Below are 16,793 nucleotides of genomic sequence, written 5' to 3'. Positions count from 1 at the left end.
TTAAGATCGAATGGGATTTCCCTTAACGTTTTCTCCCTGCAACGCTTAAGATCGCCGGTGTATCATTCACGTCACGCATTCGGGCTCTTCGACCACCCTCACCGCCCGGGAGCGCCGAACATGATGCTGCGTGACCTCTTTCCGCTACGCTGGAGCGCGGCGACCGGCACGCCCCACGCCAACGGCACCCTCACGCCGGGCTCGGACGGCGCCCAGGCCGGCACCGGCTGCGATCGACCCCCGGAAGACCCCTTGCAGGCGATCCTGGACCGCCAGGAGATCCATACCGTCTTTCAGCCCATCCTCGACCTCCGGTCCGGGCACGTGGCCGGCCACGAGGCCCTCGCCCGCGGCCCTCGCGGTCCGCTGGAGTCCCCCGGGGCGCTCTTCCAGGCGGCGGAGGCGTCCGGCCGGACCGTGGACCTGGATCTTCTGTGCATCCGCACCGCCCTTGCCGTCCGGGGAGCTTTGGGCGGAGGGACCGGCCGTCTCCTGCTCAACGTGCACCCGCTCACGGTGCGGGATCCGGAGCGCCTCCTGGAAACCCTTCTCTCAGCGGTGCGAGGAGCCGGTGTGAAGCCGCGGCACGTGGTGCTGGAGATCACCGAGCGGGCGGCGGGGGCCACCGGCGAGTCGTTCCGCTCCGTCGTCGGCCGCCTCCGGCAGAGGGGCTTCAAGATCGCGGTGGACGACCTGGGAGCCGGTTACTCCAACCTGGCCACGGTCGCCTCGCTTCACCCGGACCTCATCAAGCTCGATCGCTCCCTGATCCGGGACGTTCACCGCGACGACACGCGCCGCAAGGTCGTGCAGGCCCTGGTGGAACTCGCCCACCGGATGAGCGCGCAGGTCGTCGCGGAGGGCATCGAGGCCCTTCCCGAGCTGGAGCACCTGGTGGACCTCGGGGTGGACCTCGGCCAGGGGTTCCTCGTCGGCCGCCCTGCACTCGAACCGGGTGAACCGGAGGCGCGGGTGGTCGACGCCGTCCGGCGCAGGGCCGTGACGGGGAACAAGGCGGGGCAGGACATCACCCTGGGCGAGGTGGCCGTCCAGGTGCCCACCGTGTCCCGAGTCGCCCGGCTCGCCGACGTGCTGCCGCTCCTCGAGCGGCCGGACTCCGACGGAGTGCTGGTCGTGACAGACCCGGACGGCCGCCCGGAGGGCATCCTGGTGCGGCACCAGGTCTTCCAGCGGCTCGGGTCCCAGTACGGGTATGCCGTGTTCATGCACCGTCCCGTCGACCTCGTCGTGGAGGAGGCCCCCGTCATGCAGGCGGGGACGCCCCTCGTGGCCGTGGCGCAGTCGGTGGCGGCTCGGCGCGAGCAGCTCGACGACTACGTGCTGGTGGTGGACGCCGCCGGCCGCTTCCAGGGGGTGCTGTCGAGCCGGCGGCTCCTGGACCGCATCGCCCAGATCCACATCGACATCGCCAAGCACGCCAACCCCCTCACGGGCCTGCCCGGGAACCTGCGCATCGAGGCCGAGCTCGGCCGGCGCATCCAGGCCGGGGAACCCATGACGGTGATCTACGCGGACATCGACCGGTTCAAGCTCATCAACGACTGCCTCGGCTTCGCCTATGGCGACCAGGTGATCCGGATTCTCGGGCAGATCCTCCAGGACGCCGTCGCCGCGGTGGGCACGCCCGACGACTTCGTCGGTCACATCGGGGGCGACGACTTCATCGTCATCACCCGGTCGGCGGACGCAGAGCGGCTGTGCCGGTGGATCGCCGGCCGGTTCGACGCCGCCGTCGGTTCGAACCGGGGAGCGCCCGGTTCGGACGCGCCGGTTCCCACGGTGTCCCTGGCGGTCGTCTCGAACCTGGACCATCCGTTCGGCAGCGTGCTGGAGCTGGCCCGTATCGCTGCGGTGGCGAAGCGTCGGGCGAAGGAGCGCCGGGTGAGAACTTCATCGACAGAACGCGAAGATCTTAACGATCTGCCTGTATGATGGCAGGCGGTACGAGCCATCTGCCAGGAGGGGATTCGATGAAAGCCAGGCGCATCGTCGCCGCGGCCGTCACGGCGGCCGCGGCGGCCGCCACGCTGGCGACGCCGGCCCAGGCCGTCTCCTTCAACCCGGTACCCGTCGCCACCGACAAGGAGTTGCATCTGCCCGCCGGCTACCGCTACCAGATCCTGATGGAGGAAGACGACCCCACCTCCGACGGTCAGAGGTTCGGCGGGATGGCCGATCTGACCGTGTACCTGCCGATCTACGGTTCGGAGCTGGGGCGGCTGTGGGTCAACCACGAGACCACGCCGGGGGGCGGCAGCCTCCTCACGGTGGCCCGGAACGCCGACGGCACCTGGACCGTCCTGCACTCCGAGCGCGTCGACTTCAGCGCTGCGGGCGGCACCTGGAACAACTGCGCGGGCAACGTCACGCCCTGGGGCACTGTCCTGATCGCCGAGGAGTACCCGCCCCAGGACGTGAAGGAGATCCCGGCGGGGCTGGCCGCCAACCCCAAGCTCTACGGCTGGATGGTTGAGTTCGACCCGGTGACCCGGCAGGTTCGCAAGCACTTCAGTATGGGCCGCTTCTCCCACGAGGGCGCCGTCGTGATGCCCGACAGGCGGACCGTGTACATGGGGGACGACTTCCGCGGCGGCCTCATCTTCAAGTTCGTGGCGGACCGGGAGGGAGACCTGTCCAGCGGCCAGCTGTACGCGCTCGACGCCAGGAACCGGCGGTGGATCGAGATCCCGCGTGACCCCGCCGCCCTGGGGGACGCCCGCAGGTATGGCCTGGAGCACGGGGCCACGCCGTTCAACCGGCCGGAGGAGATCGAGTACAACCCGAAGGACGGCATGCTGTACTTCGCCGAGACGGGCGACAACAAGAAGCAGGGTGTGGAGAAGTACGGCCGGATCTGGAAGCTGAATCCCCAGACCCTCGAGTTGACCCCCTTCGTCGACGGCGGCCCCGGCACCGGCCTGTTCAACCCGGACAACCTGGCGGTCGACGGCGAGGGCAACCTCTGGATCTTCGAGGACAAATACGAGGAGTTCATGCCGCCCGCCGGCGCGCAGTACGGGAACAACCACGTCTGGGTCGCCGACCGGACCCGGAAGCTCAAGCGGTTCGCCACCATCCCTCTGGGCGCCGAGGGCACGGGGCCGTTCTTCACCCCCGACTACAAGACTCTCTTCTTCTCGATCCAGCACCCGGACGCCCCCTGGCGCTCCTCCGTGGTGGCCGTGACGGGGTTCTGAGCAGCCGGGGCTTCGGACAGGGCCACACGCGTGCGGGGAGGGCGATCCTCCCCGCACCGCATTCGGAGGTCGAGAGCCATGCCGTCCCGCGGGTTCCGCCGCTCCGTGTGCCGGGCGGTCCCGGCGGCGCTCGTGCCTGCCGCGCTCGCCGCCGTCGCAGCGATCACCGGCGCCGCGTCCCCGGTCGTCCGGGCCGCGCCCGCCGGCGAGGCGGTCTACGGGGCGCACTGTGCCGCCTGTCACGGGGCGGAGCGGGAGGGTGGGACCGGACCTGACCTCACCGACGTCCGCAGCGCCTACCCCACCGTCGAGGCGCTCACCTCGTACATCCGCCGCCAGATGCCGCTCGGCAACCCCGGCGCCCTGGGGGAGGAGGAGCGGCGCGCCGCCGCCGAGTACCTCTTCCGCCTTGACGGGGCCGGTGAGACGGAATTCCGGGTGGCGGTCGACGGGATACCGGTGACGTTCGACGTGCCCCCCGCCAACGAGGGCGGGCGGCTCCTCGTGCCGGCCCGCCCCCTCGCCGAGGCCCTGGGTGCGACGGTCAGCTGGGACGCCGAGTCGGGGGTCGTGACCGTACGCGGGCGGGGGCACGTGGTGCGGCTCCGGGTCGGCGACCCGCACGCGGAGGTCGACGGCCGGCGCGTGCGCCTCGACGTTTCGCCTCGCAACCGCCAGGGCCGTGTCCTGGCGCCCGTTCGGGCGCTCGCCGAAGCGCTGGGCGCCGGCGTGCGCTGGGACGAGGCGACCCGCACGGTGCACGTCTCCACCAGCGACTGACGCCCCCCGGCCCGGTCGCCGCACCGGGGTGGGGTCACGCCGCGGCCCCGGGAGCCGCGGGCGCCTCGTGACCGCCCAGCTCGCCGGCCGGCTGCCGTTGCGGCACCTGGGATGCGGCGATCGCACCGTCCGGCACGGCGAAACGGCGGACCGCGGCCTCCAGGGTCGAGGACAGGTCTTCCAGCCGGGCGGCCGCGACCTGGGTCTCCCCCGCCGACTCGAGCACCGACGCCGTGGTGCGGACGACCACGTCGACCAGCTGCGCGCTCTGGGCGAGGGAGGCCGCAACCTCTTCGAGGGCACGGACGATCTCTTCTTCCCGCTCCACGATTCTCCGGGCGCCGGCCTCCACGTCTCGGGCCGAGCGGGCGAGTTCCTGCACCTCGGCCGCGGACCGGCCGGCGCCCTCGGATGCTGCCCGGGCCCTCTCCCGCACCGCGCCGGCGGCGGCGCTCATGTGGTGCACCGCCTCAAGTATCCGGTCGAGGGCGGAACGGGCTTCGCCGGACAGCCGCTCCGCCTCCTGCAGGAGACCCTGGCTCTCCGCCACGGCCTCGAGCGCTGCCCCGCCCGAGACCCCGATGCGCCGCATGGTGTCTTCGATCTCCCTCGCGAAGGCGCGGGAACGTTCCGAGAGCCGGCGGATCTCGGCAGCCACCACGGCGAAGCCTCGCCCGCTGGCTCCGGCCCGTGCCGCCTCGATCGCCGCGTTCAGGGCCAGGAGGTTCGTCTGCTCGGCGAGAGAGGTGACCACCGCGAGGATCCGCTCGGCTTCCCGCGTGTGGGCGGCGGTCTGGCGCACCTGTTCGCCGATCGCCCCGACCACCCGGACGACCTGGCGTGTGGCCTCGAGCGACCGGGCGATGACCGCCCCGGCTTCCGCGGCGAAGCCGGATGCCGCCTCCGCCTGCTGGGTCATGACGCTGAGGTCGGACAGGGCCGCATCTGCCACGCCGGCCGCTTCGCGGGCCATCGCCGAGGCGGCCTCCGCCCGTTCGGCCTGCTCGCCGGAGACCGTCCCCATGTGCCGGGCTTCGTCGTGGAGCTCCCGGACCCGGTGCAGCGCGGCCTCCAGGCTCTGCCCCTGTCGGCGGACGGCCTCCCGGACGGCCCCGACCTCGCCGGCGGCAGCGCCGGCCGCCTCCCGAGCGGCGGCGGCCGCGCAGTGCATCCGGCCGGCGGTGCCGGTCACCTCCAGGGCGGAGGCGGACACGACGCCGATCACGGCGGACCACTCGTCCAGCATCCGGTTAAAGTTTCGTGCGAGGTGCGCGATCTCGTCCCTGCCGGTCACGGGCGCGCGCCGCGTGAGGTTCCCGGCCGCCGCGAGCCGGGTGGTTTCCGTGATGTCCCGGAGCGGCCGGCCGACGCGAGCGAGGACCAGGGCGATCACCGCGGCCCCCAGGGCCAGGTTGACCCCCACGGCGGCGCCGAGGACCCGCCGCCCCCGGCGGGCCTCCAAGAGCGCGTCCGACCGGGCCTGCTGCAGGTTCGCCACCCGCTTCTGCTTGGCGTCCAGGAGGGCGAGCTGCAGCCGCTGTTCGGCCTCACGCACCTGGCTGCCGATCAGCACCGCCTCAGGGGACAGGAGGTCCACCTCGAGGAGGCGGCGGGAAAGGTCCACGATTTCCCGCAGGGACACCTGGGCCCGGCGGAGGTATTCCGCCTCGCCCTCGCTCACCGGCACGGCGAGCATCCGGGCGTCGCTCTCGAGGCGGGCGGTGAGGGTCTGCACGTGCGCCGGGTCCGGTGGGAACCGGGTGATCAGGGTCTTGTCCACGAGTTCTCCGATCTGGCGGGTGTCCTGGATGACGTCGAGCAGCCGGCCGATGTCGTCCGCCGCCTGGGCCAGGCGCGCTTCCGTGGCCGCCTGCCGGACCAGGGACGCGTGTGCCACCCAGGCGACCCCCGTGGTGAGGAGGGCGAGCGCGAGCGCGCCCGCCCCGATGCGGAACCGCAGGCTGCCGGAGGCCGCCCGTAGTCGGGAGAGCCCTGCCTCCAGCAGACGCGCAGCAGGTGTCATCGTCGAACCCCCCGGGGCCGTTGCCTTGATTTGCGCTGGGAGTCATTCTTACCTTGGCAGAAGTGCCCGGGGCGCGCGTGAACGGGGGATTGAGATCAAGAGAAGTTTCGAGGAAGCGCCGGGGCCCGGATTTCATGCCCGCTCAACGCCCCCGACACGTCAGTTTCAAGTTCGTATGGCATCCTAAAGGGCGAGACAGCCACACCGGAGGCGAGGCCGATGTACCGGCTGGTCGCACTGGACATCGACGGCACGGTTCTGGACAGCCGGGGCGAGATCCGGCCCCGTGTGCTCGCGGCGGTCGGCCGCGCCATCCAGGCAGGCGTGGCGGTGACCCTGGCGACGGGACGCCGCTGGCGCGCCGCCCGGGACATCGCCCGCCGGCTGGGCATCCGTGTGCCCGTCATCCTTTACAACGGCGCGCTGGTGCTGGACCCGGCCCGGGAGAGCGTCCTCTTGGAGCGGCCCCTTCCCCCGGATGCCGCACTCGACGCGATGCGCCACCTGGAGCGCCACGGGCTACCCGTCTACGTCTGCCGGCACGCGCCCTCCGGCCCCGACCTCTTCTGGCTCGGCGAGCCGGCCTGCCCGGAGGCCACGTACTTCCGGGAGGGGCCCCGGGGCCACGCCCGCCCCCTGGAGGACGTGGCCAGCGCAGCCGGGTTCGAGGTCCTCAAGGTCTTCACACTGGACCTGGAGGCGCGGGTGCGCCCCGCTGCCACCGAGACCCCCAGATGGCTGGGCGTGCCGCTCCGGTCGCTGCTGTGCCCGGACATCCCCGGCCACAGCCTGCTCGAGTACTGGCGGTGGGGGACCGACAAGGGGTCGGCGCTCGAGTTCCTCGCGCACCGACTCGGCGTCCGCCGCAGCGAGATCGTGGCGGTGGGAGACAACTGGAACGACATGGAGATGATCGACTTCGCCGGGCTCGGGGTCGCCATGGCGAACGCCGTTCCGGAGCTCCGGCAGCGCGCGGACCTCGTCACCGCCTCCAACGACGAGGACGGGGTGGCGGCCGTCCTGGAGCGCTACGTGCTGGGCGAGGTGGCCTGAACCTCAATCCTGCCTTAACGTGCATTTCATTTTGTCTTAAAGCAGGGTTGCTAGGATCGGTGCCGGGAGGCGGTGGCCTTGCCGGACGAGATCCTGGTCGTCGAGGACGAGCAGCCGATCCGCGACCTGATCGCCTTCAATCTCGAGCGGGCCGGCTACCGCGTGGTGACCACCGCCGACGGCGTCGAGGCGCTCAGTCTCGCACGCGAGCGCCGTCCCGCCCTCATCATCCTCGACCTCATGCTGCCGGGGATGGACGGGATCGACGTCTGCCGGGAGGTCCGCCGCTCCAGTGACGTGCCCATCCTCATGCTCACGGCCCGGCGGGACGAGATCGACCGCGTGGTGGGCTTCGAGGTGGGCGCCGACGACTACGTCACCAAGCCCTTCAGCCCGCGCGAGCTGGTATCCCGGGTCCGGGCGATCCTCCGGCGGACAGCGCCGCGGCCCGTTGAGCGGCCGTCCGGGACTTTTGGCTCCCTGCACATCGACTACGAGCGTTTCGAGGTGACGCGGGACGGCGAGCGGGTCGACCTGACGCTGACCGAGTTCCAGATCCTGCGCGTCATGAGCCAGCAGCCCGGGCGGGTCTTCACCCGCGACGAACTCCTGGACCGCGTGCGCGGGCAGGAGTTCGCCGCCGACCCCCGCACGATCGACGTGCACATCCGGCACCTGCGTGCGAAGATCGAGCCGGATCCTTCCCGCCCGACCTACATCGAGACGGTCCGCGGGGTGGGCTACCGCTTCCGCGGGTCCTCCACGTGATGAACGGCATCCGGCGCCAGGCGGTCCTGTACGCCGTGGTGCCCCTCCTGGCCATGCTGGCCCTGGCCGCGTGGCAGCTCGCCCGGTGGCGGGCCGCCGGCCCCGGCGGCATGGCCGTCCTCTTCCTTGTCCTGGCGATCGGCGCGGTGCCGGCCCTGTGGGGCCTGCGGATGAGCGGCCAGGTGGCCACCGCCCTGGCCGAGGCCGCCGCGGTGCTGCGGCGGCTGGCGCAGGGTGACTTCTCGCGCAGCGTCCTTCCCGCCCCCGGCGACCCCGCCGACGTCCGGGACCTGGCCGAGCAGGTGAACCGCATGAGCCACCGGCTCCAGGCCTACCTGGAGGCCCTGGGGCGCGAGAGCCTGCGGCTCGAGGCCGTCCTGGCGACGATGGCGGAGGGCGTGGTGATCCTCGACGCCCGGCGGCGGATCGTGCTCCTGAACCCCGCCGCGGAGGCGCTCTTCGGGATCACGCTCGCCGAGGCCCGGGGGCGCGACCACCTGGAGGTCACGCACAACTTCGACCTCGAGGCGCGCCTCGAGCGGCTGCTTGCCGGCGGCCCGCCGGAAGTCTTCGAACTGCGGCGGGCGCACCCGGAGGAGCGGGTCCTGGAGGGACGGCTCGTCGGCCTGGCGCGTGCCGGCGAGGGTCCCGCCGGGGCGCTCCTGGTGCTGCACGACATCACGCGCTTCCGCCGTCTGGAACGGATGCGCACCGAGTTCGTGGCCAACGTGTCCCACGAACTCCGCACCCCGCTCACGTCGATCCGCGGGTTCGCCGAGACGCTCCTGGAGGCAGACCCGGACCCGGAAACCCGGCGCCGCTTCCTCGAGATCGTCCACCGGGAGGCCAGCCGGCTCTCGGACCTCATCGAGGACCTGCTGGACCTGTCGCGCATCGAGTCCGGCCGGATGGCGATGCGGCCTGGCCCCGTCGCCGTGGACGTCCTCGTCGCCGACGTCCTGGACCGCCACCAGCGGCGGGCCCGGGCCGCTGAGCTCACGCTGGAGAGCCGCGTGCCGCCCGGCCTCCCCCCGGTGTGGGGCGACCGGGCCCGCCTCGCGCAGGTCCTGCACAACCTCGTCGACAACGCGATCCGCTACACGCCGCCGGGCGGCCGGGTCACCGTGGCGGCGGAGGCGAACCCGGAGGGGTTCGTGACCGTGTCCGTGGCCGACACCGGGATCGGCATCGCCCGGGAACACCTGCCGCGCCTCTTCGAGCGCTTCTACCGCGTCGATCGCGCCCGCAGCCGCAGTTCGGGCGGCACCGGACTCGGGCTGAGCATCGTCAAGCACATCGTGGAGCTGCACGGCGGCGCCGTGTCAGTGGAGAGCGAGCCGGGCCGGGGGTCGACGTTCCGGTTCTCCGTGCCGGTCGCCGGCCCCCGGACAGCTGCGAGCCAGGGGTGATGGACGTGCACGAGAAGATCCGGGTCGAAGACCTGAGCGTGCGGTTCGGCGGCCGTCCTGCGCTGCGCCACGTGACCCTGCCGGTGCCGGCACGGCAGGTCCTGGCGGTGATCGGCCCCTCCGGCTGCGGCAAGTCGACCCTGCTCCGCTGCCTGAATCGCCTGGTCGAGCTGGTGCCGGATGCAGAAGTGCGGGGGCGGGTGCTCCTGGACGGGGAGGACGTCTACGCGTGCGGTGCCGACCCGATCGCCGTGCGACGCCGGATCGGCATGGTGTTCCAGCAGCCGAACCCGTTCCCCACGTCGATCTACGAGAACGTGGCGTATGGCCTGCGGGTGCAGGGGGTCCGGGCGCGCTCGGAGCTGGACGGTCGCGTCGAGGCGAGCCTGCGCGCCGCCGGGCTGTGGGAGGAGGTCAAGAGCCGCCTGCACGAGTCCGCCCTGCGCCTCTCCGGGGGCCAGCAGCAGCGTCTCTGCATCGCCCGGTCGCTGGCGACGGGCCCCGAGGTGCTCCTCCTGGACGAGCCCACCGCCGCCCTCGACCCGGCCTCGGCGGCCCGGATCGAGGACCTGGTGTGGAGCCTGCGGGAGCGGTACACCATCGTGATCGTGACCCACAACATGCAGCAGGCCGCCCGGGTCTCGGACTACACGGCCTTCCTGCTGATGGGGGAGCTGGTGGAGTACGGGCCCACGGGTTCCCTGTTCACGAACCCGCGCGACCAGCGGACCGAGGACTACGTCACCGGCCGCTTCGGGTAGGACGACGATTCATCCGGGCTTAACGATCCGCCCCCGCTTTCCTTAAAGCGCACGTGCTAGCCTGTCCCCTGGCAGCAGCACGAGCCAGACCGAAAGGGAGGGTCCCGGAGCGATGGTGGTCCAGACGGTCCGGCGGCGCCGGCCCCTCGTGGTCGCAGCCGCTCTCCTGTCCCTCGTGGCGCTCCTGGCCGGGTGCGGGAGCAAGCCCCAGGCGGCGCAGGGGAACCAGAGCGGTGCCCAGGGGGCGGGCCAGAGCACGAGCGGGCAGAACACGTCTTCTCAGCCCGCAGCGTCGGGCGGGAAGGTCATCAACCTGAACGGCGCCGGCGCCACGTTCCCCTATCCGATTTACAGCAAGTGGTTCGATGAGTACTCCAAGTCCAACCCGGTCAGGGTGAACTACCAGTCGATCGGCAGTGGCGGCGGCCAGCGGCAGATCACCGAGCGGACCGTCGACTTCGGGGCCAGCGACGCCCCCATGACCGACGAGGCCCTGGCGAAGGCGCCGGGCGAGCTCGTGCACATCCCGACCGTCCTGGGCGCCGTGGTCGTGACCTACAACATCCCCGGCGTGAACGTGCCCCTCAAGATGACCCCGGACGTGGTGGCGGAGCTCTTCCTCGGCAAGATCACGAAGTGGAACGACAAGCGCCTGACCGAGCTGAATCCCGACGTCAAGCTGCCCGACCTCCCCGTCGCAGTCGTGCACCGGTCGGACGGTAGCGGCACCACCGCCGTCTTCACCGACTACCTGAGCAAGGTCAGCCCGGAGTGGAAGGAGAAGGTCGGCACAGGCACCTCCGTCAAGTGGCCGACCGGCATCGGTGCGAAGGGCAACGAGGGTGTGTCCGGCCAGGTCGCCCAGACCAGGGGCGCGGTGGGCTACGTCGAACTGGCCTACGCCATCCAGAACAAGATGCCCTACGCCCACCTGAAGAACAAGGCCGGCAGGTTCGTCGAGCCCTCGCTCGAGACCACCTCGGCCGCTGCGGCCGGCGCCGCGGCGGACATGCCGGCCGACCTGCGGGTGAGCATCACGAACCCGGACGGCGAGAAGAGCTACCCCATCGCCTCCTTCACCTACATCCTGGTCTACAAGGAGCAGGCGGACAAGGCGAAGGGCGAGGCGCTCGTGAAGCTCCTGTGGTGGATGACCCACGACGCCCAGAAGATGGCTCCCGAGCTCCTCTACGCCCCTCTGCCCCCGGAGGTCGTCAAGCTCGTCGAGGGCAAGCTCAAGTCCATCACCTACCAGGGGCAGCCGCTCCTCCAGTAGCCTCCGATCCACAACAACAGGGGCCGGGCCGCCGGTCGACGGGGGGCGGTCCGGTCCCTCCACTTGCCGGACATCCGTAGGGCCCGCACCAGCGTCCAGCTTGCGAGGTGAGAGGTACGTGCAGGTGCCACCCGCAGCCCTGGCCCGGCGCACTGGCGCGGGCCGGGTGCAGGCGTTCTTGCGCAGCCAGCGCGCCGACGGGGTCTTCCGGTGGCTGACCCTGGCGGCGGGCGTGCTGATTCTGCTCATCCTCTTGGCGATGGCCCTTGGCATGGTTCGTGCGGCCGGCCCGTCGATCGACCGCACCGGTTGGCGCTTCCTCGTGCGGGCGGAATGGGACCCGGTGGCGGAGGAGTTCGGTGCGGCGGCGTTCGTGGTCGGAACCCTGGCCTCCTCCGCACTGGCCCTGGTCCTGGCCGGGCCGCCCGGTCTCGGGGTGGCCATCTGGCTGGCCGAGGTGGCGCCCGCGCGGCTGCGGGAGCCGGTCTCGTTTCTGGTGGAGCTCCTGGCGGCAGCTCCGAGCGTGGTGTACGGCCTCTGGGGCATTTTCGTTCTGGCACCGTGGCTTCGGGACCACGTACAGGTGCCCCTCTCGGAACACCTGGGTTTTGTTCCGCTGTTCAGCGGCCCGCCCCTCGGCGTGGGGCTGATGGCCGGGGGCGTGGTGCTGGCGATCATGATCGTTCCCACGATCACGGCGGTAAGCCGCGAGGTGCTGCGGGCGGTTCCGGACAGCCTCCGGGAGGGAGCGCTGGCGATGGGCTCGACCCGGTGGGAGATGATCCGGCTGGTTCTGCTACCCGCGGCGCGGCCGGGCATCATGGGAGCGATCATCCTCGGTCTCGGGCGGGCGCTGGGGGAGACCATGGCTGTCACGATGGTCATCGGGAACCGGGCAGAGATCCCGAGGTCCCTTCTGTCACCGGCGCAGACCATGGCGAGCGTGATCGCCAACGAGTTCGCGGAGGCGGTCGGTGACGTGCACCTCGCGGCGCTCGTGGAGGTGGGGCTGGTGCTATTCGGGGTCACCCTGCTCGTGGGGATCGGCGCGCGGGTGCTGATCTGGTCGGTGACGCGGGGCCGGAGCCTGGGGGGTGGGGTACTGTGAGGCGGAGCCGGCACCGCGGGCGGCGCCTGCGGGGACTCTTGATGGAAGCGCTCATGTTCGCCGCGGCGATCGTGGTTCTGGTACCGCTTGTGAGCATTCTTTTCTACGCGGCCCGCCAGGGGCTGCCGGGCCTCACGCTCGAGTTCCTGACCTCGATGCCCCGACCGGTGGGGGAGCCGGGCGGCGGGATGGCCAACGCCATCGCCGGGTCGATCGTGATGGTCTCCCTGGCCGCCCTGATGGCGATCCCGCTCGGGGTCCTCGCCGCCGTCTATCTCAGCGAGTACGGTGAAACCCGGGTCGCGTCCGCCATCCGGTTCGGGTCGGACGTGCTGGCCGGCGTGCCCTCCATCGTCGTGGGGGTCTTCGTCTACGCCCTGGCCGTGGTCCCTGTCCGCCACTTCAACGGCTTCGCCGGTAGCCTGGCGCTGGCGGTCATCATGCTGCCCACCGTGACGCGGACCACCGAGGCGGTGCTCCGCCTCGTGCCCACCTCCCTGCGGGAAGGGGCGCTGGCCCTCGGCGCCACGCGGTGGCGGGCCATCCTCACCGTGGTGATCCCTTCCGCCCTGCCCGGCATCGTCACCGGTTCGATGCTGGCGATCGCCCGCGCCGCCGGGGAGACGGCGCCGCTCCTCTTCACGGCGCTCGGGAACCGGTTCTGGTCGCTGGACCTGACCCAGCCGATGGCCTCCCTGCCGGTGCAGATCTACACGTACGCCATCTCACCGTACGAGGACTGGCACCGGCAGGCGTGGACCGGCGCCACCGTCCTTATCCTGCTCGTGCTGGCGACCAGCATCGCCGCCCGCCGCTATGCCCGCGCCCGCGGCGCTCTGCGGTGACCGGCGGCCTCGCTAAGGTGCGGGGGGCCGGTCCGGGGCGAGTTCCACCCCCAGGCCCCGGAAGACGTAGGCGATGAGCCCGTCGATGGTGGCCGGGTCCCAGGACAGGCCCACGTAGTGGTTTAGGTTGAATCCCTGCCCGACCGAGAGGAGGTACCACGCCGCGCGCGCCGGATCCAGGTCAGGGGGCGTCTGGCCGGCGGCCCGGGCCTCCTCGATGACGTCCCGGAGAAACTCGACGATCCGCAGGTACGATGCCCGGGCGTGGGTCGCGATCACGGGGTCGCCCGACTCGGCCACCGCCCGCACCCGGACACGGAACGCCAGGTGGTCGGTGGCGGCCATCATGGCGTACGTGCGGACGAGCGCAACGAGGCGGTCCAAGGGCGTGGGCGCCCCCTCCATGGCCTGCTGCCACCGCTCGAGAACCAGGTCGGTGGTACGGTCGAGCACGGCGAGGAACAGGTCCCGCTTGGTGGGAAAGTGCTTGTAGATGGTGGCCTGCGCGACCCGGGCCGCCCGGGCCACGTCGGTGGTCGTGGCGCCGGAGTAACTGTGGCTGGCGAACACCGGCAGGGCGGCCTCCACGATCAGCCGGCGGCGCTCGGCGGCTTCCGTCCACGGTGCGCGTGACGACATCGAGCGCCTTCCCTTCCCGATCCGGATGGATGTCCGCCTCACAGCCTTCGACACCGGCCGGATGCGTCCTGCCACGCGGGTGCCGCCGGGGAGCCCCGGCGGCACCGCTCTCAGTCGCCGGTCGGAACCAGACTCGCCTCGGCGGCCGTGGGGAGCATCGTCCCCGTCTGCTGGTACCGCAGGTGCCAGGACAGGGCCCGGCGCAGGTCGTGGGGGGTCTGCCCGCCCAGCCGTTCGGCGTCCCGGAGGTAGTCGCGCAGGAGGTCACGGTAGCGGGGATGGGCGCACTTCTCGATGATGACGCGGGCCCGCTCGCGCGGCGCCAGGTTGCGGAGGTCGGCCAGCCCCTGTTCGGTCACGAGGACCTGCACGTCGTGTTCGGTGTGGTCCACGTGGGCGACCATCGGCACGATGGTGGAGATGGCGCCGTCCTTGGCGGTGGAGCGGGTGACGAAGATGGAGAGGTAACTGTTGCGGGCGAAGTCGCCGGAGCCGCCGATCCCGTTCATCATGCGGGTGCCCAGGACGTGGGTGGAGTTGACGTTGCCGTAGATGTCGGCCTCCAGGGCGGCGTTGATGGCCACGATCCCCAGGCGGCGGATGACCTCCGGGTGGTTCGAGATGTCCTGCGGCCGCAGGATCACCTTGTCCCGGTACCGGTGCAGGTTGGCCAGCACGTCCCGCAACCTGTCGGGCGAGCACGTGATGGAGGTGGCGGACGCCACGGTGAGCTTTCCCAGGTCCATCAGGTCGAACATGGCGTCTTGCAGGACCTCGGAGTAGACCTCGAGGTTGTGGAAGGGCGAGTCCGCGAGCCCGGCGAAAACGGCGTTCGCCAGCACCCCGATACCGCTCTGCAGCGGAGCCAGGTTGCGGGGGAGCCGGCCCACCCGCACCTCGTGGAACAGGAACTCGATCAAGTGGCCGGAGATGGCCCGGGTTTCCTCGTCCGGCGGGGCGAGCGGCCGGGAGTCGTCGAGCTTCTCGGTCACGACGACGGCCTGGATCTGTTCAGGCGGGATGCGGATGACGGTGTCGCCGACCCGGTCGCCCGCCCGCATGATCGGGATCGGCCGGCGGCCCGGCCGGGGGCCGGGGTCGTAGATGTCGTGCATGCCCTCGAGGGCCAGCGGCTGGGCAACGTTGACCTCCACGATCACCCGTCTGGCAGTCCGGGCGTAGATCGCCGAGTTGCCGACCGAGGTGGTGGGGACGATGCCCCCGTCGGCGGTGATGGCCGTCGCCTCGATGATCGCCACGTCCGGGCGGCCCATGCTGCCGGAGCGGACGAATTCGGCCGTGTGGCCCAGGTGCTGGTCGATGAACAGCACCTCGCCGCGGTTGATGGCGCCGCGCAGCCGGGCTTCGGCCTGGAAGGGGAGGCGCCGCCGCAGGACGCCGGCCTCGGCCAGGAAGCCGTCGACTTGGTCGCCGACGGAGGCGCCGGTCCAGAGGTCGATGCGGACGCGCCGTCCTTCGCGCGCTTGTCGGGCCAGTTCGAGAAGCACGACCTTGGCATCCCCTGCTCGGGTGAAGCCGCTGATCGCTACGACGTCACCGTCGCGGATGAGCTGTGCGGCCTCTTCGGGCCGGCAGACGCGCTGCCGGAGGCCGCTGTGTCGGATCCGTTCCTCGAACACCGGCCTTCCTGCCTCCCTGGCGACCGCCCTCTTCCGGGGCCTTTGCCTACCAAACGGTCGGTACCCATGCGACGCTCGGCCACGTTGGTCATTCGAGCCCGGGGTAGACTCGTCAGCCCCGCCGGCAGAGGGTGGGGTCAAAGTGAGTGGTTAACCACTTCTTAACGCCAAGATACCACGGTGGGTAGGTGGCCGGCAAGAGAGAAACAGACGAAGGGAAAAAAGTGATTGTGTTCACGATCCGACATCCGGTTTTGCGACTATCGATAATCGATAGTCGCAACCCGTTGGTGTTCACCGGATAGGCATGACCTTCCTCACAAGACCCTGCTCGGAGCGTACCGGACAACGTCTGTGCCGGAGACCTGCAGGGCCGCCGCGGATGGCGGTGGCGGGCGTCTTCTCCCCTGGGGCGCCCTCGTAACTGCGGGGCGCGGGGTGGGCCGCCCCCTCCCGGCCACCGGGCGTGCGGCCGGCGAAGCGCGGCGTACCGGCCAGGCGCGCCAGGCGCGGCCGCCTTGACGCGGCCGTGGCAGAATGCTACCGTCTGTCAGGAAGCACCTTGAAACCGGTCCCGTGAGGCCGGTAAGGCGCCTGACAGGCAGCCGCGCGGGCTGCCTCCGGAGCGGGAGCGCATGCCAGGGCTCCCCGCCTTGCCGGCGGGGAGCCCTTCGTCGTGGGTTCCCCGGGCCCTTCGCCAGGGAAAGGAGGAGGCCCAGTGGAGTCCCCGACCCGGAAACCCAAGGCTCACCTGATGGACGCGGACGCCATCGCCCGGGCCCTGTACCGGATCGCCCACGAGATCCTGGAGCGCAACAAGGGCACCGAGCGCCTGGCGCTGGTCGGCATCCGGCGGCGGGGGGTGCCGCTGGCCCGGCGGCTGGTCGCCCGAATCCGGGAGATCGAGGGCCAGGACGTGCCCGTGGGGGTCCTGGACATCACCCTGTACCGGGACGACCTCACCGAGCGCAGCGAGTGGCCGCAGGTGGAGCGCACCGAGGTGCCGTTCCCGGTGCGGGGCCGGCGCATCGTCCTGGTCGACGACGTGCTCTACACCGGCCGCACCGCCCGGGCCGCCCTCGACGCCCTGCTCGACCTGGGGCGGCCCGAGAGCGTGCAGCTGGCCGTGCTGGTCGACCGCGGCCACCGCGAGCTGCCGATCCGGGCGGACTACGTGGGCAAGAACGTGCCCACGTCCCGCCGGGAGCTCGTGGAGGTGCGGCTGACGGAGGTCGACGGCGAAGACGGCGTCTACCTGTTCGAGCTGTGAGGG

General features: G+C 71.4%; 14 protein-coding genes. 11 read left to right on the top strand and 3 right to left on the bottom strand.

Annotation, left to right across the window (positions count from 1 at the left end):
- Positions 1–120 precede the first annotated feature (120 nt).
- The 3 genes from caldi_RS08795 (at position 121) to caldi_RS08785 (ending at position 3,998) form a co-directional block, all read left to right on the top strand.
- Positions 121–1,953 carry a bifunctional diguanylate cyclase/phosphodiesterase gene (locus tag caldi_RS08795; RefSeq protein WP_264841406.1) on the top strand — a complete coding sequence of 611 codons (1,833 nt, stop codon included), beginning with the start codon at positions 121–123 and terminating at the stop codon, positions 1,951–1,953.
- Positions 1,954–1,991: 38 nt separating this feature from the next.
- Positions 1,992–3,218 (top strand): PhoX family protein, encoded by a 1,227-nt coding sequence (locus caldi_RS08790; RefSeq protein ID WP_264841405.1) that lies wholly within the window; start codon positions 1,992–1,994, stop codon positions 3,216–3,218.
- A gap of 78 nt (positions 3,219–3,296) precedes the next feature.
- Positions 3,297–3,998, top strand: a complete 702-nt coding sequence (locus caldi_RS08785) for a stalk domain-containing protein (RefSeq protein WP_264841404.1) — start codon at positions 3,297–3,299, stop codon at positions 3,996–3,998.
- A 34-nt stretch (positions 3,999–4,032) separates the two neighbouring features.
- Here caldi_RS08785 and caldi_RS08780 read toward each other — a convergent pair whose 3' ends face one another.
- On the bottom strand, positions 4,033–6,021 hold the full coding sequence (locus tag caldi_RS08780) for a methyl-accepting chemotaxis protein (protein WP_264841403.1): 1,989 nt from the start codon (positions 6,019–6,021) through the stop codon (positions 4,033–4,035).
- A 219-nt stretch (positions 6,022–6,240) separates the two neighbouring features.
- On the opposite strand from caldi_RS08780, the gene caldi_RS08775 reads away from it, so the two are divergent.
- The 7 genes from caldi_RS08775 (at position 6,241) to pstA (ending at position 13,241) form a co-directional block, all read left to right on the top strand.
- Entirely contained in the window at positions 6,241–7,074 is an 834-nt protein-coding gene (locus caldi_RS08775; protein WP_264841402.1) for an HAD family hydrolase, read from the top strand.
- Between the two features lie 78 nt (positions 7,075–7,152).
- Positions 7,153–7,842: a response regulator transcription factor gene (locus caldi_RS08770; protein WP_264841401.1), complete on the top strand. Its 690-nt coding sequence runs from the start codon at positions 7,153–7,155 to the stop codon at positions 7,840–7,842.
- Positions 7,842–9,251 (top strand): two-component system histidine kinase PnpS, encoded by a 1,410-nt coding sequence (pnpS, locus tag caldi_RS08765; RefSeq protein ID WP_264844767.1) that lies wholly within the window; start codon positions 7,842–7,844, stop codon positions 9,249–9,251. The genes caldi_RS08770 and pnpS overlap by 1 nt, the downstream gene beginning before the upstream one ends.
- Positions 9,251–10,012 (top strand): phosphate ABC transporter ATP-binding protein PstB, encoded by a 762-nt coding sequence (gene pstB / locus caldi_RS08760; RefSeq protein ID WP_264841400.1) that lies wholly within the window; start codon positions 9,251–9,253, stop codon positions 10,010–10,012. The genes pnpS and pstB overlap by 1 nt, the downstream gene beginning before the upstream one ends.
- A gap of 112 nt (positions 10,013–10,124) precedes the next feature.
- Positions 10,125–11,288: a phosphate ABC transporter substrate-binding protein PstS gene (gene pstS / locus caldi_RS08755; protein WP_264844698.1), complete on the top strand. Its 1,164-nt coding sequence runs from the start codon at positions 10,125–10,127 to the stop codon at positions 11,286–11,288.
- A gap of 118 nt (positions 11,289–11,406) precedes the next feature.
- Positions 11,407–12,396 carry a phosphate ABC transporter permease subunit PstC gene (gene pstC / locus caldi_RS08750; protein WP_264844697.1) on the top strand — a complete coding sequence of 330 codons (990 nt, stop codon included), beginning with the start codon at positions 11,407–11,409 and terminating at the stop codon, positions 12,394–12,396.
- Positions 12,393–13,241 carry a phosphate ABC transporter permease PstA gene (gene pstA / locus caldi_RS08745; protein WP_264844696.1) on the top strand — a complete coding sequence of 283 codons (849 nt, stop codon included), beginning with the start codon at positions 12,393–12,395 and terminating at the stop codon, positions 13,239–13,241. The genes pstC and pstA overlap by 4 nt, the downstream gene beginning before the upstream one ends.
- A gap of 12 nt (positions 13,242–13,253) precedes the next feature.
- On the opposite strand, the gene caldi_RS08740 is transcribed toward pstA, so the two are convergent.
- Both caldi_RS08740 and caldi_RS08735 read right to left on the bottom strand, forming a co-directional pair.
- Positions 13,254–13,880 (bottom strand): TetR/AcrR family transcriptional regulator, encoded by a 627-nt coding sequence (locus caldi_RS08740; RefSeq protein WP_264844695.1) that lies wholly within the window; start codon positions 13,878–13,880, stop codon positions 13,254–13,256.
- 110 nt (positions 13,881–13,990) lie between these two features.
- On the bottom strand, positions 13,991–15,520 hold the full coding sequence (locus tag caldi_RS08735; RefSeq protein WP_264844694.1) for an acetyl-CoA hydrolase/transferase family protein: 1,530 nt from the start codon (positions 15,518–15,520) through the stop codon (positions 13,991–13,993).
- 718 nt (positions 15,521–16,238) lie between these two features.
- On the opposite strand from caldi_RS08735, the gene pyrR reads away from it, so the two are divergent.
- On the top strand, positions 16,239–16,790 hold the full coding sequence (gene pyrR, locus caldi_RS08730; protein ID WP_264844693.1) for a bifunctional pyr operon transcriptional regulator/uracil phosphoribosyltransferase PyrR: 552 nt from the start codon (positions 16,239–16,241) through the stop codon (positions 16,788–16,790).
- The last annotated feature ends 3 nt before the right edge of the window (positions 16,791–16,793 follow it).

Origin of the sequence: Caldinitratiruptor microaerophilus, from assembly GCF_025999835.1 — a bacterium.
In the GTDB taxonomy this organism is placed as follows: domain Bacteria; phylum Bacillota; class Sulfobacillia; order Symbiobacteriales; family ZC4RG38; genus Caldinitratiruptor; species Caldinitratiruptor microaerophilus.
Note: the sequence above shows the minus strand (reverse complement) of the source record. Positions and strands in the feature narration are given on the sequence as shown.

Excerpts from the sequence above, each read along its gene's own strand:
- pstS (WP_264844698.1), top strand. The coding sequence starts at position 10,125 with ATGGTGGTCCAGACGGTCCGGCGGCGCCGGCCCCTCGTGGTCGCAGCC.
- pstB (WP_264841400.1), top strand. The coding sequence starts at position 9,251 with ATGGACGTGCACGAGAAGATCCGGGTCGAAGACCTGAGCGTGCGGTTC.
- caldi_RS08795 (WP_264841406.1), top strand. The coding sequence starts at position 121 with ATGATGCTGCGTGACCTCTTTCCGCTACGCTGGAGCGCGGCGACCGGC.
- caldi_RS08790 (WP_264841405.1), top strand. The coding sequence starts at position 1,992 with ATGAAAGCCAGGCGCATCGTCGCCGCGGCCGTCACGGCGGCCGCGGCG.
- caldi_RS08740 (WP_264844695.1), bottom strand. The coding sequence starts at position 13,880 with ATGTCGTCACGCGCACCGTGGACGGAAGCCGCCGAGCGCCGCCGGCTG.
- pnpS (WP_264844767.1), top strand. The coding sequence starts at position 7,842 with ATGAACGGCATCCGGCGCCAGGCGGTCCTGTACGCCGTGGTGCCCCTC.
- caldi_RS08775 (WP_264841402.1), top strand. The coding sequence starts at position 6,241 with ATGTACCGGCTGGTCGCACTGGACATCGACGGCACGGTTCTGGACAGC.
- caldi_RS08780 (WP_264841403.1), bottom strand. The coding sequence starts at position 6,021 with ATGACACCTGCTGCGCGTCTGCTGGAGGCAGGGCTCTCCCGACTACGG.
- caldi_RS08785 (WP_264841404.1), top strand. The coding sequence starts at position 3,297 with ATGCCGTCCCGCGGGTTCCGCCGCTCCGTGTGCCGGGCGGTCCCGGCG.